Annotated in this window: 19 protein-coding genes and 1 pseudogene; 11 read left to right on the top strand and 9 right to left on the bottom strand. The window is 65.1% G+C overall.

Annotated elements, in window-relative coordinates; all coding sequences use genetic code 11:
• The first annotated feature begins 391 nt into the window (after window positions 1-391).
• Genes CK224_RS11265 through CK224_RS11245 form a run of 5 tightly spaced genes read left to right on the top strand, consistent with a single transcriptional unit; the run spans window position 392 to window position 7,808 of the window.
• Window positions 392-1,780: an SWIM zinc finger family protein gene (locus CK224_RS11265; RefSeq protein WP_245425891.1), complete on the top strand. Its 1,389-nt coding sequence runs from the start codon at window positions 392-394 to the stop codon at window positions 1,778-1,780.
• Window positions 1,777-3,222: a DUF5691 domain-containing protein gene (locus CK224_RS11260; protein ID WP_095781804.1), complete on the top strand. Its 1,446-nt coding sequence runs from the start codon at window positions 1,777-1,779 to the stop codon at window positions 3,220-3,222. The genes CK224_RS11265 and CK224_RS11260 overlap by 4 nt, the downstream gene beginning before the upstream one ends.
• A 19-nt stretch (window positions 3,223-3,241) precedes the next feature.
• On the top strand, window positions 3,242-4,321 hold the full coding sequence (locus CK224_RS11255) for an AAA family ATPase (RefSeq protein WP_095781803.1): 1,080 nt from the start codon (window positions 3,242-3,244) through the stop codon (window positions 4,319-4,321).
• A 3-nt stretch (window positions 4,322-4,324) separates the two neighbouring features.
• Window positions 4,325-6,583 (top strand): DUF5682 family protein, encoded by a 2,259-nt coding sequence (locus CK224_RS11250; protein WP_095781802.1) that lies wholly within the window; start codon window positions 4,325-4,327, stop codon window positions 6,581-6,583.
• Window positions 6,576-7,808: a VWA domain-containing protein gene (locus tag CK224_RS11245; RefSeq protein ID WP_095776271.1), complete on the top strand. Its 1,233-nt coding sequence runs from the start codon at window positions 6,576-6,578 to the stop codon at window positions 7,806-7,808. Before CK224_RS11250 ends, CK224_RS11245 begins: the two co-directional genes overlap by 8 nt.
• A gap of 23 nt (window positions 7,809-7,831) precedes the next feature.
• Here CK224_RS11245 and CK224_RS11240 read toward each other — a convergent pair whose 3' ends face one another.
• From CK224_RS11240 to mtnK, 5 genes and pseudogenes are all read right to left on the bottom strand, one after another.
• Window positions 7,832-8,557, bottom strand: a complete 726-nt coding sequence (locus CK224_RS11240) for an MgtC/SapB family protein (protein ID WP_095781801.1) — start codon at window positions 8,555-8,557, stop codon at window positions 7,832-7,834.
• A 177-nt stretch (window positions 8,558-8,734) separates the two neighbouring features.
• Complete coding sequence (gene fba, locus CK224_RS11235; protein ID WP_067327727.1) at window positions 8,735-9,799, bottom strand: class II fructose-bisphosphate aldolase; 1,065 nt, start codon at window positions 9,797-9,799, stop codon at window positions 8,735-8,737.
• 158 nt (window positions 9,800-9,957) lie between these two features.
• Window positions 9,958-10,107 (bottom strand): annotated as a pseudogene (locus CK224_RS11230) (6,7-dimethyl-8-ribityllumazine synthase); the annotation flags it as partial.
• 7 nt (window positions 10,108-10,114) lie between these two features.
• Complete coding sequence (mtnA, locus tag CK224_RS11225) at window positions 10,115-11,209, bottom strand: S-methyl-5-thioribose-1-phosphate isomerase (protein WP_095781800.1); 1,095 nt, start codon at window positions 11,207-11,209, stop codon at window positions 10,115-10,117.
• Window positions 11,206-12,474 carry an S-methyl-5-thioribose kinase gene (gene mtnK, locus CK224_RS11220; RefSeq protein ID WP_095781799.1) on the bottom strand — a complete coding sequence of 423 codons (1,269 nt, stop codon included), beginning with the start codon at window positions 12,472-12,474 and terminating at the stop codon, window positions 11,206-11,208. Before mtnK ends, mtnA begins: the two co-directional genes overlap by 4 nt.
• A 137-nt stretch (window positions 12,475-12,611) precedes the next feature.
• Between mtnK and CK224_RS11215 the strand changes: the two genes are divergently transcribed.
• From CK224_RS11215 to CK224_RS11205, 3 genes are all read left to right on the top strand, one after another.
• Entirely contained in the window at window positions 12,612-14,123 is a 1,512-nt protein-coding gene (locus CK224_RS11215) for a sugar ABC transporter ATP-binding protein (RefSeq protein ID WP_095781798.1), read from the top strand.
• A gap of 78 nt (window positions 14,124-14,201) precedes the next feature.
• On the top strand, window positions 14,202-15,197 hold the full coding sequence (locus tag CK224_RS11210; protein ID WP_095781977.1) for an ABC transporter permease: 996 nt from the start codon (window positions 14,202-14,204) through the stop codon (window positions 15,195-15,197).
• A gap of 39 nt (window positions 15,198-15,236) precedes the next feature.
• On the top strand, window positions 15,237-16,289 hold the full coding sequence (locus CK224_RS11205) for a substrate-binding domain-containing protein (protein ID WP_066988974.1): 1,053 nt from the start codon (window positions 15,237-15,239) through the stop codon (window positions 16,287-16,289).
• A 60-nt stretch (window positions 16,290-16,349) separates the two neighbouring features.
• Here CK224_RS11205 and CK224_RS11200 read toward each other — a convergent pair whose 3' ends face one another.
• From CK224_RS11200 to CK224_RS11185, 4 genes are all read right to left on the bottom strand, one after another.
• Window positions 16,350-17,426 carry a D-alanine--D-alanine ligase family protein gene (locus CK224_RS11200; RefSeq protein ID WP_095781797.1) on the bottom strand — a complete coding sequence of 359 codons (1,077 nt, stop codon included), beginning with the start codon at window positions 17,424-17,426 and terminating at the stop codon, window positions 16,350-16,352.
• A gap of 18 nt (window positions 17,427-17,444) precedes the next feature.
• Entirely contained in the window at window positions 17,445-18,059 is a 615-nt protein-coding gene (locus tag CK224_RS11195) for a hypothetical protein (RefSeq protein WP_095781796.1), read from the bottom strand.
• Between the two features lie 214 nt (window positions 18,060-18,273).
• Window positions 18,274-20,328 (bottom strand): bifunctional aldolase/short-chain dehydrogenase, encoded by a 2,055-nt coding sequence (locus CK224_RS11190; protein ID WP_095781795.1) that lies wholly within the window; start codon window positions 20,326-20,328, stop codon window positions 18,274-18,276.
• An 83-nt stretch (window positions 20,329-20,411) separates the two neighbouring features.
• Window positions 20,412-21,377 (bottom strand): sugar-binding transcriptional regulator, encoded by a 966-nt coding sequence (locus CK224_RS11185; protein WP_095781794.1) that lies wholly within the window; start codon window positions 21,375-21,377, stop codon window positions 20,412-20,414.
• A gap of 203 nt (window positions 21,378-21,580) precedes the next feature.
• Here CK224_RS11185 and CK224_RS11180 point away from each other — a divergent pair, with 203 nt between their 5' ends.
• The 3 genes from CK224_RS11180 to CK224_RS11170 all read left to right on the top strand — a co-directional run bounded on the left by CK224_RS11180 (window position 21,581) and on the right by CK224_RS11170 (window position 25,444).
• Window positions 21,581-23,221: an acyl-CoA synthetase gene (locus CK224_RS11180; protein WP_095781793.1), complete on the top strand. Its 1,641-nt coding sequence runs from the start codon at window positions 21,581-21,583 to the stop codon at window positions 23,219-23,221.
• A 396-nt stretch (window positions 23,222-23,617) separates the two neighbouring features.
• Window positions 23,618-24,223 carry a TetR family transcriptional regulator gene (locus CK224_RS11175; protein WP_095781792.1) on the top strand — a complete coding sequence of 202 codons (606 nt, stop codon included), beginning with the start codon at window positions 23,618-23,620 and terminating at the stop codon, window positions 24,221-24,223.
• Between the two features lie 54 nt (window positions 24,224-24,277).
• On the top strand, window positions 24,278-25,444 hold the full coding sequence (locus CK224_RS11170; RefSeq protein ID WP_095781976.1) for an efflux RND transporter periplasmic adaptor subunit: 1,167 nt from the start codon (window positions 24,278-24,280) through the stop codon (window positions 25,442-25,444).
• The last annotated feature ends 134 nt before the right edge of the window (window positions 25,445-25,578 follow it).

The raw sequence follows: 25,578 nt of genomic DNA, 5'->3' as shown, positions 1-25,578 counted from the left end.
GCTGCCATCGGGACGGCGTCGGCAGCACCTAACCATCTTCGCCGCAACGGAGGAGATGAGTTATGCCTCGCCGGTCAGCCGCGCCGAGATGAGCCGCGCCGCCCTGATCGCCGCCTCGCCCGGGGGCCGCCACCGCATCGTCTACGCGCGAGACAGGGGGAGGCGATCGACAGCGTGCCGATCGGCTGGCCGTCAGCGCCGAGGATCGCCGCGCCTATGCTGTGCACGCCGTCCTGGTGGGTTCCCGCGCCTGACGATGAACAGGGCAACGCAACGTTAGACAAGGCACCAACTTTTCAGCGGCTGGAGCTACACCAGCGCGCCGCAAACAGGTATCCATCGTCGCGACATCATGCTTCGGGGGTCATGAGGGAGCGGCTTGCAGCTGGATTTGAAAACAATCGAGGCGCTCGCGCCCGACCAGGCTTCGCTGGGCGCCGCCGCCAAGCTGACCAAGCGGTCCAACTGGCCCCGTCTCGAGACAAACGAACAGCTGGGCCTCATCTGGGGCGAATGCCAGGGCTCGGGAGCGAATCCCTACCGCGTCGCATTCGATGCCCGCGACCACGGCTACAAATGCACCTGTCCATCGCGAAAATTTCCGTGCAAGCACATACTGGGGCTGATGTGGATCGGCGCCACCGCGCCCGCCAGCTTCGATCGGGTCGACCAGACGCCGGAATGGGTCAATGATTGGCTCGGCCGGCGCCGCAAGCCGGGCCAGCCGCCGACGCCGGCGCCGGCAAGCGCGGAAAGCAAAAGCATCGACGAGGCGTTGCGGCCCGAGCAAAGCGCTGCCGTAGAAGACGCCGCGGCCGCCGAACGCCGCGAGGCGGCGCAGCGCAAGCGCGCCGAGGACACGCGAAGTGCTGTGTCCGCAGCGCTCGACGAATTGGATCAGTGGGTTGCCGACCAGCTTCGGCTCGGCCTTGCCGGTTTTGTCGACGCCAGCAGCGAGCGCTGCCGCCGCATCGCGGCGCGGCTTGTAGACCTCAAGGCGACCGCTTTGGCCGGGCGCATCGACGAGCTGCCCGCGAAACTGATGGCGCTGCGCAGCGAAGAGCGGCCGGACGCCGCTATCCGCGAGCTGGGTAAGCTGGTGCTGCTCGCCAAGGCCTGGCGTGCCGCGCCCGACGATGCCGAGCTGAAGCGCCTGGTCTCGACATCCGAAACACGTGACCAGATGCTTGCCAATCCGGATGCCCTCCAGGTCGAGAGCGACTGGGAGGTGCTGGGTGAGAAGATCGAGACCCGTCGCGACGGCCTGGTCAGCCACGCGACCTGGCTGCTCGATCTGAAAAGCCCAATCCCACGATTTGCCGTCCTCCTGGACTTCTTCCCGGCCTCGGCCGGGCGCCGCTCCGGCGCCTTCGCGCCGGGGGATCGCTTCAAGGCGAGGCTGGTGTTCTATCCATCCCGAATTCCGCTTCGCGCACTGGTCGCAGAACGCCTGGGCGATGCGTCGCCCGGCAATTGGCCCGATTTTGCTCCGAACGCTGCCGGCGATCCGCTGGCCGCGTATGCAGCTTTCCAGGACGGCGCGCCGTGGCTGTCCGACTGTCCGATCCTCCTGCCGGCGGGCGCGATCGCGCTGGACGAGAAGGATGGCGCCTGGTGGCAGGCGGCGAACGATTCGCATGGCATCGCCCTGCCTGTCGCCGGCTCCGTCAACCATACCTTGCTTGGCCTCGATCTGACAGTCACGGCAGCGCTGTGGAACGGCGCCAGGCTCGAGCTTCTGGCCTCACAAAGCAGCATCGGGAGGCTCAATCTCTCATGAACGAGCTCGAGCAGGCAGGGCTGGCGAGGCTTCGCGACAACTGGATTTCGGGCGGCGCCGCTTTCGAATTGGCGCCCGCCGAATGGAAGGAGTTCGCGGCTGCCTCCAGCTCAGACGAGCAGGAACGTCGGCTCTTGGCGATCGCCGCGCAGGCGCTGGATGTCGCGCTTCGGCCGGCGGCGCCCAAAACCTTGAAACGCCGTCCGCCGCTGCCGATGCTGGCCCTGCCGATGCTTCCTGATTGGCTGCGACCGTTGCTGCGTGCCGTATTGAAATACGCCGCTGATGCGAGGCTCAAGACCCGCGTGGCCACACTCGTCGCCAGCCGAGGCTTCGTGCTCCATCCGATGGATTGGATGCCTGCTGCGTCGGATCAGGAAAGCCCAGATATCTATGCTCCCTGGGTCGACTGGCAAGCAGGCGCGGATGGCGACAGGCAGTCTCGACGAGGACAACTCACCGCTGAAACCTGGGATGATTTTTATCCTGCCGCGCGCCGTACAGCTTTGGTCGAATTACGGCGCACCATGCCTGTCTTGGCGCGGACGTTGATTGAGACCAAGGGAGCGAGCGAGCCGGCGGAGGTCAGGCTTGCGCTCGTGGAGCTGATGCGCTTCGGCTTGAGTGCCGATGACATTCCATTTCTAAAGAGCCTGTCCGCCGATCGCTCAGGCAAGGTGCGCGAAACGGCCGGCCGGCTCCTGGCAAGGTTGGGTGAACGTAGCGATCCAGCGGATGGCGCGTCGAAAGATCCGATAGCCGAGCTCGCCGCTTTCATTGAGGAAGGCAAATCCGGCTTCATCCGCCGCCGCACCACCTACACGCCGATAAAACCCAAGTCGCCTGCGCAACAGTCGCGTCGCGCCGACCTGTTCGCGTCCTGTTACTTCGGCGATCTCATCGCCCAATTCGGCAAGACTGAGCCCGATTTCATTGGCGCATGGCAGTTCGGCGTCGATGAGGGTGCCGATCTCTTTCTCGTTCGAATGATCGCGGTGTCCGGCAGCGATGCGGCGGTCGCCTGTTTGGCGGATTTGCTTGTCGCCGCCGGCGGCAGGCTGGCGCTTCTCGTCCTCCAGCTCATGTCGCGCTTGGACAACGGCAGGAAGCGTGTCCTGATCAGGCAGATCCTGGATGATGGGCAAAATCTGGCCGCGCTCAACCTGGTCGAAGGCGCGGAAGCAGGCTGGCTGGAATGGAGCGACCTCGCAAGGAGCAAGACGCTTCCAGCGCTGCGTTCCGCCGTCTCGGGTGACAACGACGTCATGAAACGAAGCGCCGAGCAGTATCTCGAGACCCTAGGCTTTCTGGCCAATCCGGAGGCGGCGGAAAAATTGATCGACGAGGTGATCGCCGCCGGCCTGTCGCCCGCTTCCCCATCCCTCGGCCTGCTGCGGCTCAATGCAGCGCTGGCCGGAAACCCTTCGCAATCCGACAGATGATCAACCCGGAGAAGATCGCATGAACGCAGCCATCCGCCTTCCGGCCGAGCAGGTCTATGCCTCCGAACTGCAGGCGCTCGCGCGCGACGACGACCGCCAGAAGCCTGCCGGCTGGAGCCTGTCGCCCAAGGCTGTCCTCACTTACCTGATGGGCGGCAAGGCGGGCGACGGCACGCTTATCACCCCGAAATATGTCGGACGTCGGCAATTGATGGAAACCGCGGTGGCGACGCTCGCGACCGACCGGGCGCTGCTCCTGCTCGGCGTGCCGGGAACGGCAAAATCCTGGGTCTCGGAACATCTCGCCGGCGCCATCATGGGAAACTCGACGCTGATCGTGCAATGCACGGCCGGCACCGACGAGAATCAGATCCGCTACGGCTGGAACTATGCGCAGCTCTTGGCGAAGGGGCCGAGCCAGGAGGCGCTGGTGCCGACGCCGCTCTACCGCGCCATGCAGGAAGGCAAGCTCTGCCGCTTGGAAGAGCTGACGCGCATGGGCTCCGACGTGCAGGACACGCTGATCACCGTGCTGTCCGAAAAGATGATGCCGGTGCCGGAGCTGAACACCTCGATCTACGCGCAGCGCGGCTTCAACATCATCGCCACCGCGAACAATCGCGACAAGGGCGTCAACGAACTCTCCTCGGCGCTGAAGCGCCGTTTCAATGTCGTGGTGCTGCCGCTGCCGGAGGACATGGCGGAAGAGGTCTCGATCGTGTCTCGGCGCGTCGGCGAGATGGCCGGCGGACTGGACCTGCCGGTGCCGAAAAATGTCGGCGAGGAGATCGCGCGCGTGCTGACCATCTTCCGCGAGCTGCGCTCCGGCGCGACCTCGGACGGCAAGGTGACGCTGAAGACGCCGTCGGGCTCGCTCTCCACCGCCGAGGCGATCGCCACGATGATCAGCGGCCTCAGCCAGGCGGCCTGGTTCGACGGCGGCAAGCTCCACGCCGAAGGCCTGGCGCCAAGCCTGGTCGGCGCCATCGTCAAGGACCCGATCCAGGACAAGGTCGTGCTTGAGGAATATTTGGAGACGGTGCTGAAGAAGCGGCCGGACTACGCCGGTTATTACGCGGCGCTCAACGCGGCCATCTGAGCCATGACGCAAGGCGGCATCAGCTATTTCGGCATTCGCCATCATGGGCCGGGCTCCGCCGCGAGCCTGCTTAGAGCGTTGCACGAATTGCAGCCGGCCGCCGTGCTGATCGAGGGACCGGTGGATGCCTCGCCCTTGCTGCCCCTGCTTGCCAGCCCGGACATGAAGCCGCCGGTGGCGCTGCTTTGCTACCCCGAGGACGATCCCGCCGCGACGCGCTTCTGGCCCTTCGCCGAATTCTCTCCCGAATATCAGGCGGCGCTGTGGGCCGTCGCCAACAAGGCGGCGCTGCGTTTCATCGACCTGCCGTCCGCCGCGCGGCTTGCCGAGCACGGGCCCGAGGGTTCGACCGACGCCGATGCGGACGAACCGGAGGCCACCGAAGAGCAGAGCGAAGCAATCTCACGGATCCTTGATCCGATCGGCACTTTGGCGCGCGCCGCCGGCTATGAGGACGGCGAAAGCTGGTGGTCCGATATCATTGAGCAGAATCCCGCACCCGGGCCGATCTTTGCTGCCATTGCCGACGCGATGACGACGCTGCGCGACGGCGAGACGTCCATTGGCAAGTTCGAGGCCATGCGCGAGGCGCATATGCGGCTGGAGATCGCCGCTGCGCGCAAAGAAATCGACGGGCCGCTGGCCGTGGTTTGCGGCGCGTGGCATGTGCCCGCCCTGCAAGCTGCGCATCCGCAAAAGAGCGACCAGGCACTGCTCAAAGGCATCGGCCGGCGCAAGACCACCATGACCTTCGCGCCATGGACCGGACCGCGGCTGGCGCTGGGTTATGGCTATGGCGCCGGTGTCGTCGCGCCGGGCTGGAGCAAGCACCTGTGGCAGACGCGCGGGCAGGACGACGCTTCGGTGCTGTGGCTCGCGCGGATCGCTTCGGTTCTCAGGGCCAAGGGCCATATGATTTCGACCGCCTCGCTGATCGAGGCGGAGCGTCTGGCGCGGGCGCTTGCCGCCATACGCGAGCGCCCGAAACCGGGTTTCGAGGAACTGCGCGAGGCCTCGATCGCGGCGCTCTTCAACGGCGAGGCCCTGCTGTGGAAGATGGTCGAGGCCGAGCTGCTGCTCGGCGCCGATGTCGGCGAGATTCCATCCGACACGCCGCTCGCGCCGCTGATCGATGATTTGCAGCGCAACCAGAAGGCCGCGCGGCTCAAGCCTGAAGCACTGGAGCGCGAGCTCTCCATCGACCTGCGCAGCGAGAGCGGTCTCTTTCGGTCGACGCTTCTGCACCGGCTGAACGTGCTCGGCGTGAACTGGGGCAGGCTGACGGATGTCGGCCGCAGCCGCGGCACGTTCCGCGAGCGCTGGCTGCTGGCCTGGCAGCCGGAATACGCCGTGCGCCTGGTCGAAAACCTGATTTACGGACCGACCATCGAGAAGGCCGCCAACGGCCGGCTTGTCCAGATGATCGGCGCCGCTTCGACGCTCGATGCTCTGGCCACGCTGGTGCAAAGCGCGATCACCGCCGCCTTGAGCGAGGCGTCCGCGGCCGGCCTCGCCGCGCTCGAGGAGAAGGCGGCGCATAGCAGCGAATGCCTGGAGCTCCTTGCGTCGGTGCCCCCGCTTGCCGACATCATCCGCTATGGCGAAGCGCGCAAAACCGAGACGCAGCGCCTTGCCGGCCTCTTGGAGCGGTTGGTCATCGAAGGCGCGATCGCGCTGCCTTACGCCGCGCGCGATCTCGACGCGCAGGCCGCCGCAGCGCTGATGGCGGCGCTGCGGAAGGCCGACGAGGCGATCAGGCTGGTCGAGCCGGACGGGCATGTCCTGGATGCCTGGCGGAACGGCCTTGCGACCGTGCTCGATTCATCGCGCTCGACGGCGCTCGTTGCTGGCTGCGCCGCACATCTGCTCTACGAGGCCGGGCACCTCTCGGCCGAGGCCACGGCCGGCCTTTTGGCAAAGCGGCTGTCGCCCGGAACGCCGGTCATCGATGCCGCCGCCTTTTTCGAAGGCTTCTTCAGCGGCGCCGGCCAGAGGCTGATCTATGACGAGGGGCTGCGCGGCGCTGTCGATTCCTGGCTGGCATCGCTCGACGAGGACGCCTTCGTTGCGCATCTGCCTTTGCTGCGCCGCGTATTTTCCAATCTCGACAGCATGGAGCGCCGCCGCCTGATCGAGGCCGTGCTCGGCCGCAGGGCGAGCCTGCCCGCCGGACTGACGCCGGCACCCGATGGCGGCGACGCCTGGCGCCGGCATTTTGGTCTCCTCGGCAAGCTGCTTACGGGGGAGCCCAACCATGGATGATGAAACGGTCGGACCCGATCTTCATCCGATCGAAGGGACGCGGGAGCGCCGTTGGCGCCTGGCGATCGGCGCCGACGATGAGTCTTCCTCGGCGCTGTCGGAGGAGGACCGGCGGCTTTCGGCAGCCCTCGATGCGCTCTACGGCGACGGCAGCGGCGACGCCGGCGATCCGCGCAAGCGGCGCGGCGGCCTCGGCCGCTCGGCGCCGCGCGTCGCGCAATGGATGGGCGATATCCGCTCTTTCTTCCCGGAGCAGGTGGTCCAGGTCGTGCAGAAGGACGCCTTCGAGCGGCTGAAGCTGAAGCAAATGCTGATGGAGCCGGAATTCCTCAAGGCGATCGAGGCCGACGTCAATCTCGTTGCCGATCTGGTCTCGTTGCGCTCGGCGATGCCGGAAAAGACCAGGGACATTGCCCGCTCGATCATTTCCGACATCGTCGCCAAGCTGATGCAGCGTCTCGAGCAGAAGACCGCCGAGGCGATCCGCGGCGCGCTCGACCGTTCCAGGCGCACCAACCGGCCGCGGCAGCGCGACATCGACTGGCCGCGCACGATCGCGGCGAACCTTCGCCACTACCAGCCAGACCACAAGACCGTAGTGCCGGAAAAGCTCGTCGGCTTCATGCGCCGCCAGCGTCGGCTGGTCGACCTCGACGAAGTGACGCTCTGCGTCGATCAGTCCGGCTCGATGGCAAGTTCGGTCATCTACGCCTCGATCTTCGCGGCCGTGATGGCCTCCTTGCCGGTCGTGCGCACCAAGCTGGTCTGCTTTGACACCGCGATCGTCGATCTGACCGAAGAGCTCAGCGATCCGGTCGAGGTGCTGTTCGGCGTCCAGCTTGGCGGCGGAACCGACATCAACCAGGCGGTCGCTTATTGCGCCGAGCGCATCGAGCGGCCGACCAAGGCCCATTTCGTCCTCATCACCGACCTCTACGAAGGCGGCAACGGTCAGGAACTGCTTCGTCGGCTGGCTGCGCTGGTGCGGTCGGGCGTCAATGTCGTTGTGCTCCTGGCGCTCACCGACCAGGGCCGTCCCGGCTACGACTCTTCCATGGCCGGCTCGGTCGCGGCATTGGGCGTCCCGGTCTTCGCCTGCACGCCGGACCATTTTCCCGACATGATGGCGGCGGCGCTGCGCCGGGAGGACATCGGCGCTTGGGCGGCGGGAGCGGACATCAAGCTTATTCGCCCGGATTCGGAAACGCCAAGCGCAGCCGAATAGCTTCGCCACCCTTCCGACGCTGATCAGGGCGCTTTCTCGCTGATCAATTCAAACCGCTCGATCTCACAGTGTTGGCCGACCAGCGCCAGCACCTCAGTTGACGGCTCGACTGCATCTGGCTGCCGCCATTTGACTTGGAAGGAAAACACGAAGCGGTCGCGGTCGGCATCGTGCTCCATGCCAACGAAGCGGGCATCGTATCCGAGCGGCCGTACGATCTCCTGGAGGTCGGGCGGGGCTGTCTTCGGCCATGCGACCGCAAGGATCGCCTTATGGTCGCGCGGGATCTTGAGATCGACCCACTTCAGGGCCTGCAGCGTCACCAGCGTCAATGCTGTAGCAATCGCGCCGAGGCCGAACTGGCCGCCGCCGAAGGCCAGCCCGATCATCGTCATGATCCACATGGTGGCGGCGGTGGTCACTCCGGTGACGAGATCGCCGCGCCTGAGGATGGCGCCGCCGCCGATGAAGCCGACGCCGGTGAGCACGCCGAGCGCAAAGCGCAGCACATCCATGCGCACGAATGAGTCCGGTCCCTTGCCGGCAACGTCGAGCAGCATGTTGGCCTGGACCATGGCGACGCACGCCGCGAGGCCGACCAGGATGGTCGTCCGCAGGCCGGCGGAATGGCCGCGCGCTTCGCGATTCAAGCCGATGAGGAAGCCCGCGACCAGCGTCAGCAACAGCCGCGCAACGAGATCCGGCCATGTCGGATGAAGCGGCATGTCGCAGCAGAGCGGCTCGAGCATTTCCCGTCGGCGACGCCGGTCGGCGCACCCTCCATTGCGTCAGGACAGTTCAACTAAGCTCGGCCATGGATGGTTCCTTGGCCAATGCCGATGACGTGAGGTTCCGCGGGACTGGTGCCGTGGGAGGGCGGGCGTGCTCCCGCGACCGGCTGGAACCCGGTCGCGGGAGGAGGTGGCTCAGCCGAACTTCGGGTCGAGGCTGCCGGCCTTGTAACGCTTGGCCATTTCCGACAACGGGATCGGCTTGATCTTCGGCGCGTTGCCGGCTGTGCCGAACTGCTCGAAGCGTTCCTTGCAGAGCTTCTTCATCGCCGCCATGGCCGGCGTCAGATATTTGCGCGGATCGAACTCGGAAGGGTTCTCGGTCAGCACCTTGCGGATCGCGCCGGTCAGCGCCATGCGGTTATCGGTGTCGATGTTGATCTTGCGCACGCCGTGCTTGATGCCGCGCTGGATCTCTTCCACCGGCACGCCCCAGGTCGGCTTCATCTGGCCGCCATATTTGTTGATGATCTCCTGCAGCTCCTCCGGCACCGATGACGAGCCATGCATGACCAGATGCATATTGGGCAGGCGGCGATGGATCTCCTCGATCACGTTCATCGCCAGCACCGCGCCATCCGGCTTGCGCGAGAATTTGTAGGCGCCGTGGCTGGTGCCCATAGCCACCGCGAGCGCATCGACATGGGTGTCGCGCACGAACTGCTCGGCCTGCACAGGGTCTGTAAGCAACTGATCGTGGCTGATGGCGCCTTCGACGCCGTGGCCATCCTCCTGCTCGCCGCCGCCGCTCTCCAGCGAGCCGAGCACGCCGATCTCGCCTTCCACCGAGACACCGCCCCAATGCGCCATATCGACGACGCGGCGCGTGATGCCTGAATTATAGGCGTAGTCGGCCGGCGACTTGCCGTCTTCCTTCAGCGAACCGTCCATCATGACCGAGGTGAAGCCGTACTGGATCGCGGTGACGCAGGTCGCTTCGTTGTTGCCGTGGTCGAGATGCATGCAGACCGGAATGTCGGGGTGGATCTCGACCAGCGCGTCGATCAGCTTGGCCAGCACCACATCATTGGCGTAGGCGCGCGCCCCGCGGCTCGCCTGGAGGATGACCGGCGACTTGGTCTCCTCGGCCGCCTCCATGATGGCGAGGCCTTGTTCCATGTTGTTCATGTTGAAGGCAGGCACGCCATAGCCTTGTTCGGCGGCATGGTCGAGCAATTGTCTCAGTGTGATGCGAGCCAACGAATAGTCTCCCGTATCTGGTTCGAGCCCGTGTTTGAAAAGGCCGCCCGGGCGGCCGGCCCCGTTGCTTCTGGCCCGATTTCTGACCTACCGCAATCTTTTGAAGCCCTTTCGGCCGCAATTCTTGTTGCAGGGCTGAAATCCGGCCCGAGTCGAGCCTAAGCGGCGATCCGCTCGCGCGCGGCAAGGATTTCGACGCAGGCCTTCGCCGCTTCCTTGCCCTTCACCAAAAAATGCTCGTGGAAGAAGCGGCGGTGCTCGGCTCTCTCATGGTAGTTGTGCGGCGTGAGCACGGCCGATAGCACCGGGCGAAGATTAGCTGCGCTCGGGAAACATTGCCTTCAGCGCCTCGCGCGAAGCCTTCGCCACGCCGCGCTCGGTGATCAGCCCTGTCACCAGCCGAGCCGGCGTCACGTCGAAGGCGGGGTTTGCCGCCGGCGTTGCGTCGGGCGAGACGCGCACCTGCGCGACCTTGCCGTCGGCCGTCCTACCCCACACCAGTGAAACCTCGTCACTCGCGCGCTCCTCGATCGGGATTTCCGCAAGCCCGTCGGCGACCGTCCAGTCGATGGTGGGCGAGGGGAGCGCGACATAGAAAGGGACGTCGTTGTCGGCGGCGGCTAAAGCCTTGAGATAGGTGCCGATCTTGTTGCAGACGTCGCCATTGGCCGTCGTGCGGTCGGTGCCGACGATCACCATGTCGATGTCGCCATGCTGCATCAGATGCCCGCCGGCGTTATCGACGATCAGCGTGTGCGGCACGCCGTGGCCGGCCATTTCCCAGGCGGTCAGCTGGGCGCCCTGGTTGCGCGGCCTGGTCTCGTCGACATAGACGTGGACCGGAATGCCGGCTTCCGTCGCCAGATAGATCGGCGCCGTGGCGGTGCCGTAGTCGACCGTCGCCAGCCAACCGGCGTTGCAATGGGTGAGAATGTTGACCGCCTCGCCAGGCTTTTTCTTCGCCGCGATCTCCTTGATGATGGCAAGCCCGTTCTCGCCGATGGCGCGATTGAGCCCGACATCCTCGTCTGCAATCTCGGCGGCGCGCCGGTAGGCGACCTCGGCGCGCTCTCCCGGCGCCAGCGGCTTCAGAAAACGCCGCATCTCGTCCAGCGCCCAGCGCAGGTTGATCGCCGTCGGTCGCGTTTTGTGCAGCGTCTCCCAGGCCGCATCGAGCGCTTCGTCGGAGGGATCGTCGGTCATCTGGATGGCGACGCCGTAGGCGGCGGTGACGCCGATCAGCGGCGCGCCGCGCACCCACATGTCGCGGATCGCGGTGGCGATGCCGGGAACGGTTCCGATCGTCTCGACGCGAAACTCATGCGGCAGCCAGCGCTGGTCGATGATCTCGACCGAGCGTTTGTCGTTGCTGAGCCAAATTGTACGATAGTGGCGTTCGCCGACTTTCAAAGGCTCTTCTCCTGTTCGACCAGCGCGGCCAATGCGTTGACCTCGTCGATGCTGTGGATCTCACGCCGGTTCACGGCGATGTGGCGGCCGAAGCGCAGCGCCTTTGCTTCACATTTGGCGCGAAGGTCTGCGTCGGCAATGGTCTCGAAATCGGCATTGTGGGCGAGACCGAGGATACGCCGGTGCACCTCGATGCCGGCGAAGCCGAGCAGGTCGGTCCAGATGCCGGAAAGCATGTGGTCGAGCGCCTGTTCGGAACCGAGCAGGTCGCCCTGATCCTCGAACAGGCTCTTCTGGTAGAGGATGCCGGTGCGCTCGGTTCGCCACAAATGCGAAAACTCGGCGCGGAACACCGCCCAGCTCTCGGCCGTGACCTTAAGCAGGTAGGCGCGCATCGAATCCCGGCTACCTTTCTGCTCATGGCCGCGCTGCGAGAAGAAGGCCATCCAGAAATTGGCGAGCAGCATGCCGACGTCGAAGGCGATCGGGCCGTAGAAGGCGAATTCCGGATCGATCATCCGGGTCTCGGTGTCGGTCACCATGATCGAACCGGAATGCAGGTCGCCATGCAGCAGTGTTTCGGCATTGGCGGCGAAGAGGTGCTTCAGCCGCTGCGCCTCGACCTTGAGGTCGCGGTCGGCGCGCAATTCGGCCACCAGGCGGTCGAGCTGCGGGCTGGTGTGCCGGTTCATCTCGGCGTCGAAATAGGGATCGGAGAACACCAGGTTCTCGGTGATGTCGCAGAGCTCGACATTGTCGGCGAACAGCGCGAGATCGGCCTTGCGCTCTTTTGTCGGCATTGAGAGGTCCGAGCCGCGGAACAGCGTGCGGGCCATAAATAGGCCGATGTCGCGCGCAATGTTCGGCAGCTCGCGGCCGTCGATCAGCGCGCGACGCAGGATGATGTAGGGCGGCGCCAGATACTCCATGACAATAAGCGCCTGGTCCTCGTCGAAACAATAGATCGCCGGCACCGAGCCTGGCGCTCGGCGCTGTTGCCTCGTCAGCGCGTGATACTCGAAGAAAGCGCGCTTCAAAGGCAGCGGCCAGCTGTCGCCGACCAGGCGCACATAGGGCAGCGCCTGCTTGACCACCGCCGCGCCCTGGTCGCCCTCGACGATGAAAACGAGGTTCAGATTGCCGTCGCCGACCTCGCGTACTTTCCAGTGGCCGGCGTCCTTGCCAATGCGCTCGGTCAGCGCCGTGGTCTCGCCGAGGCGCTTCGGCAGCGTCTCCACCGACAATGCTTCGAACTTCCCGGTCATCCTCTCCCTCCTGCGCGTGGTGTCCCACGATAACGGAGCCACGGCGGCCGGGCCAAGCTAGGGAGCGCTCTGGCAATTGTCAATCGTGTTGACAATTGCCGAGTGAGCCCATAGCGTCATGGATCAGGGAGGAACGAATGGGCGCAGATGCCGTGTTCCGTGTGGACGGCCTGAGGAAATCCTTCGGCCAGAACGAGGTGCTTGGCGGCATCGCGCTGGATCTCTATGCGGGCGAGGTCACCGTGCTGATGGGCGCCAACGGCGCCGGCAAATCCACCTTGGTCAAGATCGTCAGCGGCGTGTACGCGCGCGGCGGCGGCACGATGCGGCTCGCCGGCCAGGCCTTCGATCCCGGCTCGCCGGCAGAAGCGATCCGCGCCGGCGTCGTCACCGTTCATCAGAACATCAATGACGGCGTTGTCGCCGATCTCGACGTCGCCACCAACCTGACGCTCGACCGGCTGAGCGGCAAGGGCGCATCGCTGCTGTTCAAGCCCGCCAATGTCCGCGTCGAAGCCAGGGCCGTCGCCGACCGCATGGGGCTTACGCTCGATCTTAAGGCACGCGTCGCGGACCTCCCGCTCGCCGATCGTCAGATGGTCGCGATTGCCCGCGCCATGGCGCACCAGCCGAAAGTGCTGATCCTCGACGAGCCGACCTCCTCGCTGTCGAGCGCCGAGGCCGACCGGCTGTTTGCGCTGATCGACAGGCTGCGCGGGCAGGGTGTCGCGATCCTCTATATCTCGCATCGCATGTCCGACATCAGGCGCTTGGCAGACCGCATCGTCTCGATGCGTGACGGCGTCGTCTCCGGCGTTTTCGACCGGAAGCCGCTCGACTATGAGGGCGCGGTCAACGCCATGCTCGGCCGCAAGATACTGCTCGACCGCGTCATTGCCAGAAGCTCGGCGCGCGCGGTCTTCACCGCCCAAGGCCTGCAGCTGGCGCCCGGCGCCAGACCGATCTCGATGACGCTCGGCGCCGGGGAGGTGGTGGCGATCACCGGCCTGGTCGGCGTCGGCAAGACGGCGCTCGCCGAAACTTTGTTCGGCGTGCGCAGGCCGCTCGCCGGCACCATGCATATGGACGGCAAGCCCTACGCACCGGGATCCGCGCGCGACGCGATCGCTGCCGGCGTCTTCCTTGTGGCCAAGGACCGCGCGATGAGCGGCATCGTCGGCGGCTTCAACATCGAACGCAACATCAGCCTGCCGTTTCTCAAGCGCATGTCCGGCTTCGGCGTCATGAAGAAGCGGGCAGAGCGGGCTGCCGCACGCCGCCAGATCGGCGAGCTCGGCATCGTCTGCCGCTCCGAGAAGGACGAGCTTTCCGCGCTTTCGGGCGGCAACCAGCAGAAGGTGATGGTGGCGCGCTGGATGTCGCAGGCCTCGCGCCTGTTCATCCTCGACGAGCCGTTCCAGGGCGTCGATATCTCGGCTCGGCGCGACATCGCAACCAAGCTCAGGGCGAGCCCCGACGGCCGCGCCACACTGCTCTTCGTCACCGAGATCGACGAGGCCCTGGAGACCGCCGACCGCATCCTGGTGATGTCGGAGCACGCGATCGTCGGCGAGCACAGGAACGATGACATCGATCTCGATCGGCTGCTGGCTGAGGTGGCCGGCGGGCCGCTCACCAGCGCGGCGTGAGATCGTATGGATGACGAGACTTGGAGTGCAGGCATGAGTTCCAGTTTGGCGGAGAGGGCAGCAGCGCGGGGGCGTTCGATAACATTGCGCGACTATGCCATCGGCTATGGTTTCATCATCCTGCTGATCGGGCTGATCGCCTATTTCGCGATCGCCGCCGACGGCTTCGCCTCGCCGCAAAGCGCCGTCTTCATCTTCCAGTCGGTCGCGATCACCGGCGTGCTGGCACTCGGCGTCACCGCGACACTTGTCGTCGGCGGCTTCGATCTGTCGATCGGCTCGGTCGCCACCAGCGCCATGATGGCGGCTTCCTATGCCATGGTTGTGCTGGAGCAGAACGCCGTCGTCGCCGTCATCGCCTGCCTCGTGATCGGCGCGGTCGTCGGCCTCATCAATGGCTGGCTCATCGTCTACATGCGCGTGCCGGATCTGCTCGCGACGCTCGGCATGATGTTCCTGCTGCTCGGCCTGCAACGCATTCCGACCGAAGGCCGCTCGATCGCCACCGGCATGACGATGCCCGACGGCTCGGTCGCCAACGGCAAGTTCTCGGAAGCCTTCCTGGCGCTCGGCCGCCACCGCATCGACTTCTTCATTCCGAACCTGATCCCGGTCTCGGTGGTGGTGCTCATCGTGCTCGCCGCGCTCATCTGGTTCTTCCTCGAATACACCCGCTTCGGCCGCATGATGTATGCCGTCGGCAGCAACGAACGCGCCGCCGAACTGGCCGGCGCGCCTGTCAAGGCATACAAGATCTGGGCCTATGTCATTTCGGGAGTTTTTGCCTCGATCGGCGGGATTTTGCTCGCTGCCCGGCTTGGACGCGGCGATATCGCCTCGGGTAATAATTTGCTGCTCGACGCAGTAGCGGCGGCGCTTATCGGCTACGCGGTGCTCGGCGCCGCCAAGCCGAACGCTTTCGGCACGGCCGTCGGCGCGGTGTTCGTCGGCGTCCTGCTGCAGGGCCTGACGATGATGAACGCCCCTTACTACACGCAGGATTTCGTCAAGGGCGCAGTTCTCGTCGTCGCCCTTGTCTTCACCTTCGCCCTTTCCGGCAGGGGCAAGAGATAGTTTCGACCGGGCATCGAGAACAAAACGGAGGAAGACGAAGTGAGCATCACAAGGAGACTTTTAGGGAAGGCCGCACTCGGCCTCGCGGGCGCGGCGCTGCTCATGCAGGGCACAGCATTGGCGGCGGACCGTCCGGCGCCATTCGACAAGCCGGGCGTCAAGATCGCGCTGGTGCGCTATCTCTCCACCGGTGACTTCTTCCAGGCCTATCTCTCCGGCGTCGAGGCGCAGGCCAAGGCGCTCGGCGTCGATCTGCGCGTGCTGGACAGCCGCCAGGACGCAGCGCTCCAGGCCGACATGGTCGACCAGGCGATCGCGCTCGGCGTGCAGGGCATCATCATCCAGCACGGCCTGACGGAATCGATGAAGGACGCCGCCCAGCGCGCCGTCGACGCGGGCATCAAGGTCGTCGCCTTCGACGTCAATGTCGAGAACCCGAAGATCCCGCAGATCGAGCAGTCCGACCGCGATCTCGCGCGCCTCGCGCTCGAACAGGCGGTCAAGGACAATGGCGACGCCTGGAAAGCCGGCTATGTCTATGTCGCCGGCATCGCCCCGCTCGACCGCCGCAACGAAACCTGGGTCGACGTGAAGAAGAAACATTCCGGCATCAGCGAGGTCGCCATGTTCGGCACGCTCGACAATCCGATCGCCAATTCCGTCGCCAACCAGGCGCGCTCGGTGCTGCAGGCGCATCCCGACATCAAGGTGATGTTCGCGCCTTACGACGAGTTCGCCAAGGGGGTGAAGATCGCCGTCGACGAGGCCGGCCTCAACAAGGGCATCAAGATCTACTCGGCCGACATCTCGACGTCCGACATCGCCGCGATGCGCGAGCCGGACAGCGCCTGGGCCGCCACCGCCGCGACCAACCCGGCAGTCGTCGGCCAGGTCTCGGTGCGCGCGCTGGCGCAGCTGCTCGCCGGCGAGGATCCCGGCCACAACGTCATCGTGCCGCCGACGCTGATCACCCAGAAGGAACTTATCGACAAGGACATCAAGAACATGGAAGACCTGTCGGCCAAGCTGCCGCAGTTCGCCCATGCCGATGTGGCCATGCCGGCCTGGATGCCGAACCCCAACGCGAAGTAGGCCACGCGCCTGAAGGCAGAAGAGCGGCTCCCGGGCCGCTCTTTTTATTGCCGGAGTCGCTCAGGTAGATCGGGCGGCACGCGCCAGCCCATGCGCCACCAGCCGGTCGATGACTTCCGGGTAGCTGATGCCGCTTGCCGCCATCGCCTTGGCGTACATGCTGATGTCGGTGAAGCCCGGGATGGTATTGAGCTCGTTGATCAGGAACGTCATGTCCGGTCTCACGAAGAAGTCGACGCGCGCCATCGCGTCGCAGCCCAGCGCGCGGAACGCCTTCGCCGCCGTCTCGCGGATCTCGCCTTCGATCGTCTCGGGCAATTCGGCGGGCACCTTAAGTGCTGCTCCATCCTTATCGATATATTTGGCGTCATAGCTGTAGAAGCCGTGGCTTTCGGCCGGCACGATCTCGCCGGGACGGGAGACGAAGAGGCCACCTTCCGTGTCCTCAAGCACGCTGCATTCGATCTCGCGGCCGCGGATGAATTCCTCCGCCAGCAGCTTGCCGTCGTGCCTGAAGCCTTCGGCGAGCGCTGCCTGATAGCCCGTTTCGTCGGAGACCTTGCTGACGCCGACGGAAGAGCCCTGGCGGGCCGGCTTGATGAAGACCGGGAGTCCGAGAGCCGTCTCGATCTCCGTGAAGCCAGGCGCGGCCGCGGGCAGGATGGTGATGGACCGTGCCGTGGGCAGGCCGGCCGCCCTCAGCAACCGCTTGGCGATATCCTTGTCAAGCGCCGTGGCCGAACCGAGAATGCCGCAGCCGGCAAGCGGCACGCGCGCCACCTCCGCCAGTCCTTGCGCGGCGCCGTCCTCGCCATGCAGACCGTGCAGGACGGGAAACAGAATGTCGAACGCGGGCAGCTCGTAAGTCGGCCCTTCGGCCGGAACGGCCAGCATTCGTCCATGGCCGCCGGGCACCAGACAGACCTCCGGTCCGTTCGACGGTGTCGCCAGCGCGCCGTCCTCGAAGCGGCTGAGCAGCCATTGCCCTTCGCGGGTGACGAAGATCGGAACGGCATCGTATTTCGCCGGCTCCAGCGCGCCCATGACATTGGTCGCCGAAAGCACCGACACGTCGTGCTCGGCGGACCGCCCGCCAAAGAGCACACCAATACGCAGTTTTTTTTCGGCCATCGACATCTCCACAATGCTCGAGGATCAGAAACCGACGGCGATGCCGCGCCGGGCGAAAAAGCGGTCGAAACTGGCGAGCGGCAGCGTGACGTCCGCCTGGCTCTGCCTGTCGTGTCCGGAAGGGTTGTGGAAGCGGATTTCGCCTGGCGAGGCGGCCGTCACCAGCACCAGATGCCCGCCTTTCGACGGCGGCTCGCGCTCGGGCCAGCGGATGCCTGGGTGAACCGAGGCGATGAAATAGCGCCACTTGCAAAGAAGACCGGGCACCGTGGCCGGATCGACATTCGTCACCGTCTCGGCGAACAGGCCGAAACGTTCGCGCACGAACCGGACGAAGGGCTCGTAGATCAGCCCCCTGATCGTACCGTCGCCTTCATTGACGACATAGCCGCCATAGGCCGTGCAGGCGCGGGCGAGCTCAAGCGTCGGATGAATTTCGCCGCGCGCGGCAAGGATCATCTTCAGGCAGGCCATGCCGCAGACATTCACGGCCCAGCGTGCATAATCCTCAATCGTTTCGGCGCCGGAATTGCGCCACAGCGGGTCGCGGTGCAGAGCCGATGGTCCCTCCGCCAACAGCGGCAAAGTCATGCCGGGCGATTCCCACTGGCTGAAATAAGGCACTTCCCTGGATTGCATACCGGCTCCAGCCTTGTGTCCCGCAATCGAGGCGCAAGGCACCCCTTAAAGCTGTTCGAGCAATAAGCAAAAGATTTGCGCGGATTTTGACCGGTTGGAGCAGTTTTCCAGCAGACGTGAAATGGGCTTCAGTCCTGACCTGGGTCGCGACACGGAGAGAGCGGCCCGTCGTTCTGGGAAAGCGACGGGCCGCTCAGAGAGATCTCCTGTTTCTTCAGCGCAGCGCCGCGGCGATATTGCCGCCGTCCACCGTCGTTACGTCGGCGGTGGTGCGTTCGGCCAGCGCCTGATGCAGGAAGGCCTGCGCCACGTCGTCGGCGGTCACTTCCTGGCCGAGCAGATTGCCGGACATGTATTCCTTTTCCGAGACACCGCGCGCGCCCGAGCGGCTGGCAATCATGGCGTCGGTCAAAAGCCCGGACCGGATGCGGTCGGCGTTGACCGCGTTCGAGCGGATGCCGTAGGCGCCGTAGTCCAGGGCATACTGGCGCGACAGGAACAGCGTCGCCGCCTTGGGCAGGCCGTAGGCGCCGAATTTCGGCCCGGGATTGACCGCCTGCTTGGAGGTGTTGAACAGAAGCACGCCGCCCGTGCCCTGTTCGAGCATGATGCGCACCGCGTTCTGCGCCGCCGACTGGTGGGCGAAGAAGTTGAGCTCGAAGCTCTTGCGCAGCAGCGCGTCGTCGATTTCGCCGATCCGGCCTTCCCAGGCCGCGCCTGCATTCGAGACCAGGATGTCGACGCCGCCATAGACCGCGACCGCCTTGTCGAAGGCGGCGCGCACCTCGGCCGGGCTGGTGATGTCGGCGCCGACCCCGATCGAATTGTTACCCGCCGCCTTTGCCGCTTCCGCGGCCTTGGCCGGATCCAGATCGACGATGACCGCATGCGCACCGTTTGCGGCGAACAGCTTCGCCGTCGCGGCGCCGATCGCCCCGGCGCCGCCGGTGATCAACGCCACCTGGCCGGTCAGCGGCTTCGGCTTGTTCGAGGCGAGCTTCGCCTGCTCCAGCGACCAGTATTCGAGCGGGAAGAGGTCGGCCTTGGAGAGCGGCTGGAAATTGCCGATGGCTTCCGCGCCGCGCACCGCCTCGATCCACATCTCCCCGATATCGGAGGCGATTTTCGCGTCCTTCAGCGTGCGGCCGTGGCCGAACATGCCGAGGCCCGGCACCAATGTCAGCCGCGGCATCGGGTCGAGCATGGTGCGCTTGACGTCATCCAGCGCGTCGTTGGTCTCGAAATAGGCGCGGTAGTCCTTGGCGAAAGCCTCGACATGGCTGCGGACGGCGGCCTTGTAGTCGCCGAGCTTGTCGGCGTCGGGAGCCGGGACCGCCATCGGTCCGGTCTTGATGCGGATCGAAAGATCGGGCGTCGACACGCCGCGTCCGGCCAGCTCGGCGATCCTGGCCGAATTGATGAAATCGACGATCGCATCCGAGGTGCGGAAATCGCTGATCATGCGGTCGAAGCGGCCTTCGCCGCGCGCCACTGCGACAGCGCCGCGCAGAGTCGGCGCGATGTCGCTCGCCTTGGCGAGCTTAGCCGGCAGCGCCGCCTTGGTCGCCTGCGGCTTGCCGTTCTTGGCGATATAGTCCTCGGCGATGGTCACATAGTGGATCATGCGGTCATAGGCCTGCTTGGCATCGTCGCCGAAGGTGAAGATGCCGTGCTTGTCGAGGATCAGGCCTTCGACGCTGGGGTCGGTGTCAAAAACGTCCGCCGCGACCTTGGCGAGCTCGAAGCCCGGCTTGATGTAGGGCACGTAGCCGATTTTGTCGCCGAACACCGTCTTCACCAGCGCCTTGCTGTTCTCCTGGTCGACGATGGCAAGGATCGCGGTCGAATGCGTATGGTCGACGAATTTAAGCGGCAGAAAGGCGTGCAGGAGTGTCTCGACCGATGGATTCGGCGAGGCGGGGTCGATGAGATTGGAACGCTGCAGCGCCACCATGTCCTCGTCGGAGAGCGTGTCCAGGGCGCGCGCCTTGAGCAGCGCGCCCATCTTCACCGCCGGCAAGCCTTGCGGCTCGATGACGGCCATGTCCCAGCCGCTGCCCTTGACGCAAAGGACGTCCCATTCGTCACCGACCAGATCGGTGGCCTTGGTCTTGCAGGAGGTATTGCCGCCGCCATGCAGCACCAGCCGCGGCTCGCCGCCGAGCAGGCGGGTCGTATAGACGCGCAGCGCAAGGTCGCGGCGGACGCCCATCTTCGCGTAGTCGGCAACCATCTTTTCCGCGTCGGCGTCGTTCCAAAGGTTCTTCATGTCGTTCCGTCCGATTCCGTATTTTGTCTGCTCATGAACAGGAAGCCGCGACGTCTTGATGACAGAAGCGGCGAGGGTGGTTCCTACGAGGCCTTTTTGCTGACCGCGCCGGCGTGATCGAGAAGGCGCCCCGCCATATGCGCGCCGACCACCAGATGGGTGCAGAGTCCGCCGCCGATTGCGGCCAGCAGCGGCTCGAACTTGCTGTCCTCCTGCACCACCATCAGCCGCTTCCCGATGGCGCGCAGCGAGGCGAGCTCGGCGGAAATGACCCGCCGGTTGTAGCTGCAGTCGAGCGCCTCGCCGCTTGCATCGATGATCTGTCCGGCGATGACGCCGGCCGCGCCTTCCTTGCGGAGCGCGGCCATTTCGGCCGGCGTCAGCGCGCCGCATTTGACCAGATGGCTGTCGGCGTCCACGGCGCCGACGGAATAGAGCGCGAGATCGCAGTCGCTGATGCCGGCAAGCTGGTCGCGGATCACCGGCTCGGCGCGCAGGCCCTCTGCCAATTCTTCCGTGGACAGCACCAGCGGCGCGTAAAAATTCAGACCCTTGGCGTTCAGCCGCCGCGCGATCTCCATCGTGCACTGATCGGGTCGGTAGGAATAGGGCGCCCCGAGATTGCCGCAGAGCTGCACCACGGTGACGTCCTGCAGATCGGCATAGGACATGATGTCGGCGATGGTGTAGACCGTGCGGCCCCAGGCTACGCCGATGCGGTCGCCCTTCTTCACCAGTTCCAGGAAGACGCTCGCCGCCAGGACGGCGATGTCGGTCGACGGGTCGGTGACATAGGCGTTTTCCGGCGCGATCCAGACGGCGTCGAGCTTGAAGGCGTCCTCCAGCCTGCGCGCCACGACATCGTCGGTGAAAAGCTGCGTCGAGGTCGAGATGTTGACGATGCCGGTCTCCCGCGCCTTGCGAAGATACATGGCGACCGATGCGCGCGAAATCTTGAGCTGGTTCGCCACCTCGTCCTGGCGAAGGCCATGCGCATAGTAAAGCCAGGCGGCCTTGTGGATGAGCTGTTCTGCCGGTCGGATCGCCATGCCGCCTCCTCGGCTGACATTAGTCACGCTTCTCGACAAAAGTCAAATCCAGCCGGCTGGGTTGTTCGTCCTCCGGCGACGGCATGATCGGGACAGCCATTCTACCGAGCGCTCATGTCATAGCATTTCCCGGTCGTTCAGGGGGATGGCATGATCGCGGGCCTGCGGTTAGAAAGCTCGAAAAGACCTTTGGGGAGGATGGGATGGCCAATCCCTACGAACAGGATCTCGACCGGAACGCCGCCAACCACCAGCCGCTGACGCCGCTCACCTACCTTGAGCGGGCGGCCAAGACCTATCCCGACCATGTCGCCATCATCCACGGCAGCCAGCGCATCTCTTATCGCGATTTCTGGCGGCGGTCGCTGAAGCTCGCCTCGGCGCTGTCGAAGCACGGCATCGGCAAGGGGGATACGGTCACGGTGATGCTGTCGAACACGCCGCCGATGCTGGAGGCGCATTTCGGCGTGCCGATGGTGAAGGCGGTGCTGCATTCGCTGAACACCCGCCTCGATGCCGCCGTCATCGCCTTTCAGCTCGACCATGCCGACACCAAGGTGCTGATCGTCGACCGCGAGTTCTCGGGCGTGGTCAGGGAGGCGCTGGCATCGGCCAAGGCCAAGCCATTGGTCATCGACTATGACGACCCCGACTACGCCGCCGATGCGCCCTATCCGAAGGGCGAGCGGATCGGCTCGCTCGACTATGAGGACTTCGTCGCCGGCGGCGACGAGGCTTTTGCATGGTCGATGCCCGACGACGAATGGGACGCCATCTCGCTCAACTATACTTCCGGCACGACCGGCAATCCAAAGGGCGTCGTCTACCACCATCGCGGCGCCGCCCTGATGGCCTACACCAACACCATCCATGCGGGCATGGCCAAGCACGCCGTTTATCTTTGGACGCTGCCGATGTTCCACTGCAACGGCTGGTGCTTTCCCTGGACGCTCGCCGTGCAAGCCGGCACCCATGTCTGCCTCCGCTGGGTACGGGCAAAGCCGATCTATGACGCCATCGCCGACCATCGCGTTACCCATCTTTGCGGCGCGCCGATCGTCATGTCGGTGCTGATCAACGCGAAAGACGAGGACAAGCGCCAGTTCGCCCAGACCGTCACCTTCAACACGGCCGCCGCGCCGCCGCCCGAGGCGGTGCTTTCCGGCATGGCCGATGCCGGCTTCGCCGTCACCCATCTCTACGGCCTGACCGAGACCTATGGGCCGGCCGTCGTCAACGAATGGCACAATGAGTGGGACGAGCTGGAGAAGGGCCCGAGGACGGCGATGAAGGCGCGCCAGGGTGTGCGCTATGCCGCGCTGGAAGGGTTGACCGTGATCAACCCCGAGACGATGGCCGAGACGCCGGCCGACGGCGAGACCATCGGCGAGGTCATGTTCCGCGGCAACATCGTCATGAAGGGCTATCTGAAGAACCGCAAGGCCACCGACGAGGCTTTTGCCGGCGGCTGGTTCCACTCCGGCGATCTCGGTGTCATGCACCCGGACGGCTACATCCAGCTCAAGGACCGCTCCAAGGACATCATCATCTCGGGCGGCGAGAACATCTCGTCCATCGAGGTCGAGGACGCGCTCTACAAGCATCAGTCCGTCGCATCCTGCGGAGTGGTTGCCCGCGCAGATGAGAAATGGGGCGAGGTGCCTGTCGCCTATGTCGAGCTGAAGGCCGGCAAGGTTGCGACCGAGGCCGAGATCATCGAGCATTGCCGTGGGTTGCTCGCCCGCTTCAAGGTCCCGAAGGCGGTGGTGTTCGCCGACATTCCGAAGACGTCTACGGGGAAGATCCAGAAGTTCAGGTTGAGGGAAATGGCGAAGGGCCTCTGAGTTCGTCATCCTAGGGTGGAGCAGTCGCGAAGCGACGTCGCGGAAACCCTAGGATCCATTCCGTGACCATGCGGCCATGTCCCAGCGGTTGAGAATAGCTGGCAGGTGGACGTCAGAAGTATATCGGCGTAACATATTGATACCGTTGGATTCTTTGACATAGGTCACGGAATGGATCCTCGGGTCTGCGCGCGTCGCTTCGCTCCTTGCTCCGCCCGTGGATGACGACGTCACAGGCGTCAATGGCTAGTCGTCAGTGTGACCCACGCCCACCCTCGCAACTGTCACCATCTGTCACCATTTTGTACGCGTATATCGATTCCGCGTTGACTCCGGGCCACTTTGGATTTACGAGTGACGAAAATTGAAATCCGTCACTCGTCAAACGAAAGCACCATGTCAGAAGCCGCCAACATCGTGGCCGACCCCGCCAGACAGGAGAATGTGACGCGCATTCTCGACTGTGCCGAGCGCCTGTTCCGGCATTACGGCTACGGCAAGACCAACGTTGCCGACATTGCCCGCGATCTCGGCATGTCGCCGGCCAACATCTACCGCTTCTTCGCCTCCAAGGTCGAAATCCACCAAGCCGTCTGCGGCCGCATGCTCGGCGCCAGCTACGCGATGGCCTACGAGATTTCGCGCCTGCCGATCAGCGCGGAGGAGCGGCTGCGCCGTTACGTTCACGCCCAGTACAAGATGACGCTGGAAGTCATGCTCGACGACCAGAAGGTGCATGAGATGGTGATCGTCGCGCTCGAGCGCGACTGGGGCGTCATCGACAAGCATGTCGACCGCATTCACGACCTGCTCGCCGACGTCATCCGCGACGGCATAGAGGCCGGCGAGTTCAGGAAGCAGGACCCGGTGATCGCCTCGCGCTGTTTCGGCGCCTCCACCGTCATCCTATGCCATCCGCAGATGGTCGCTCAGTGCCTTGCCAAGACCAACCGGGCAATGCCGGACGACCTCATCGACTACGCAATCAGAGCCTTGAAATAGCCGCTGCCCCGCCGGGTGCCGGTCGACGTTTATCTCCAGTTCGGGAGTGCTAAGGTGTCTTTGTCCAGTTCCATCCTCCGCAGGCTGCCGGCCGCCGGCCTCCCAGTCGTCGGCGTCGTTGTCGCGGCGCTCGGGCTTGCCGGCTGCAGCCAAGAGAAGAAAGCGGAAGCCCAGGAAGTCATCCGGCCGGTGAAGGTCGTCGAGATCGGCGAGGCCGAGACCACGCGCCAGCTCGACTATTCCGGTTCGGTGCGCGCCCGCACCGAGATGAATCTCGGCTTCCGCATCGCCGGCAAGGTCACCGAGCGTCTCGTCGACATCGGCCAGCATGTGAACGAGGGCGACGTGCTTGCCCGCGTCGACCCCTCCGACTACGAGCTGTCGGTGAAGAGCGCCGAGGCGAGCCTCGACGCCGCCGAGCGGCAGGTCGAGACCGTCGATCTCGCCAGGAAGCGCGCCGAGCAGCTCTATGCCAAGAACTTCGCGCCTAAGTCGCAGCTCGATCAGGCCGTTCTGAGCTATGATCAGGCCGTGGCGACGCGCGATGCCGCCCGTTCGACCCTGGCCCAGGCGCAGAACCAGGTCCATTACACCGATCTCAAGGCCAGCAAGGCCGGCATCGTCACCGCCATCTCGGCCGATATCGGTCAGGTGGTCGGCGCCGGCACGCCGGTCATGACAGTTGCCGTCGACGGTGAGAAGGAAGTGCTTATCGCGGTGCCGGAAATGGACATCGCCGGCTTCCGCCCGGGCAAGGAGGTCAAGGCGAGCTTCTGGTCCGACGAGGCGCTGACCCTTGACGGCAAGGTCCGCGAGGTGGCCGGCAGCGCCGACCCGCAGTCGCGCACCTTCGCGGTCCGGGTGTCGCTGCCCAACGATCCGCGGGTGCTGCTCGGCATGACCGCCAATGTCGCGGCGATCGTTGGCAGCAAGGCGCAGCTGGTGTCTATCCCGCTGACCGCGATGGCTGAGAAGGACGGCAAGCACATCGTCTGGACGGTCGACCGCGCGTCCGACACGGTGCATCCGCGCCCGATCAAGGTGGCGAACTTCACCGCCGATGGCGTTGCCGTTGCCGAAGGCCTGAAGCAGGGCGACGTGGTGGTGGCCGCCGGCACACAGTTCATGACCGACAATCTGAAAGTGAAGCCTTCCGGCGATGCCGCCCAGCAGTCCGCCTCGGCGGAGGATGACGTCGCCGCCACCAGCAGCCTGCGCTAACCAGGCGAAAGAACGCCTTTCCCGACCTCGCTGCCGTGAGCCGCGAGCCGGGCAGGGCATGGGTTCCGGGCGGCGAAATCGCCCGATCGACGAGACGCGGCATTGGTATCCCCCGCACCACGGCCGCGTCGAGC

It is taken from the genome of Mesorhizobium sp. WSM3862, assembly GCF_002294985.1.
Taxonomy (GTDB): Bacteria; Pseudomonadota; Alphaproteobacteria; order Rhizobiales; family Rhizobiaceae; genus Mesorhizobium.
This window is presented reverse-complemented; position numbering and strand designations above follow the sequence as displayed.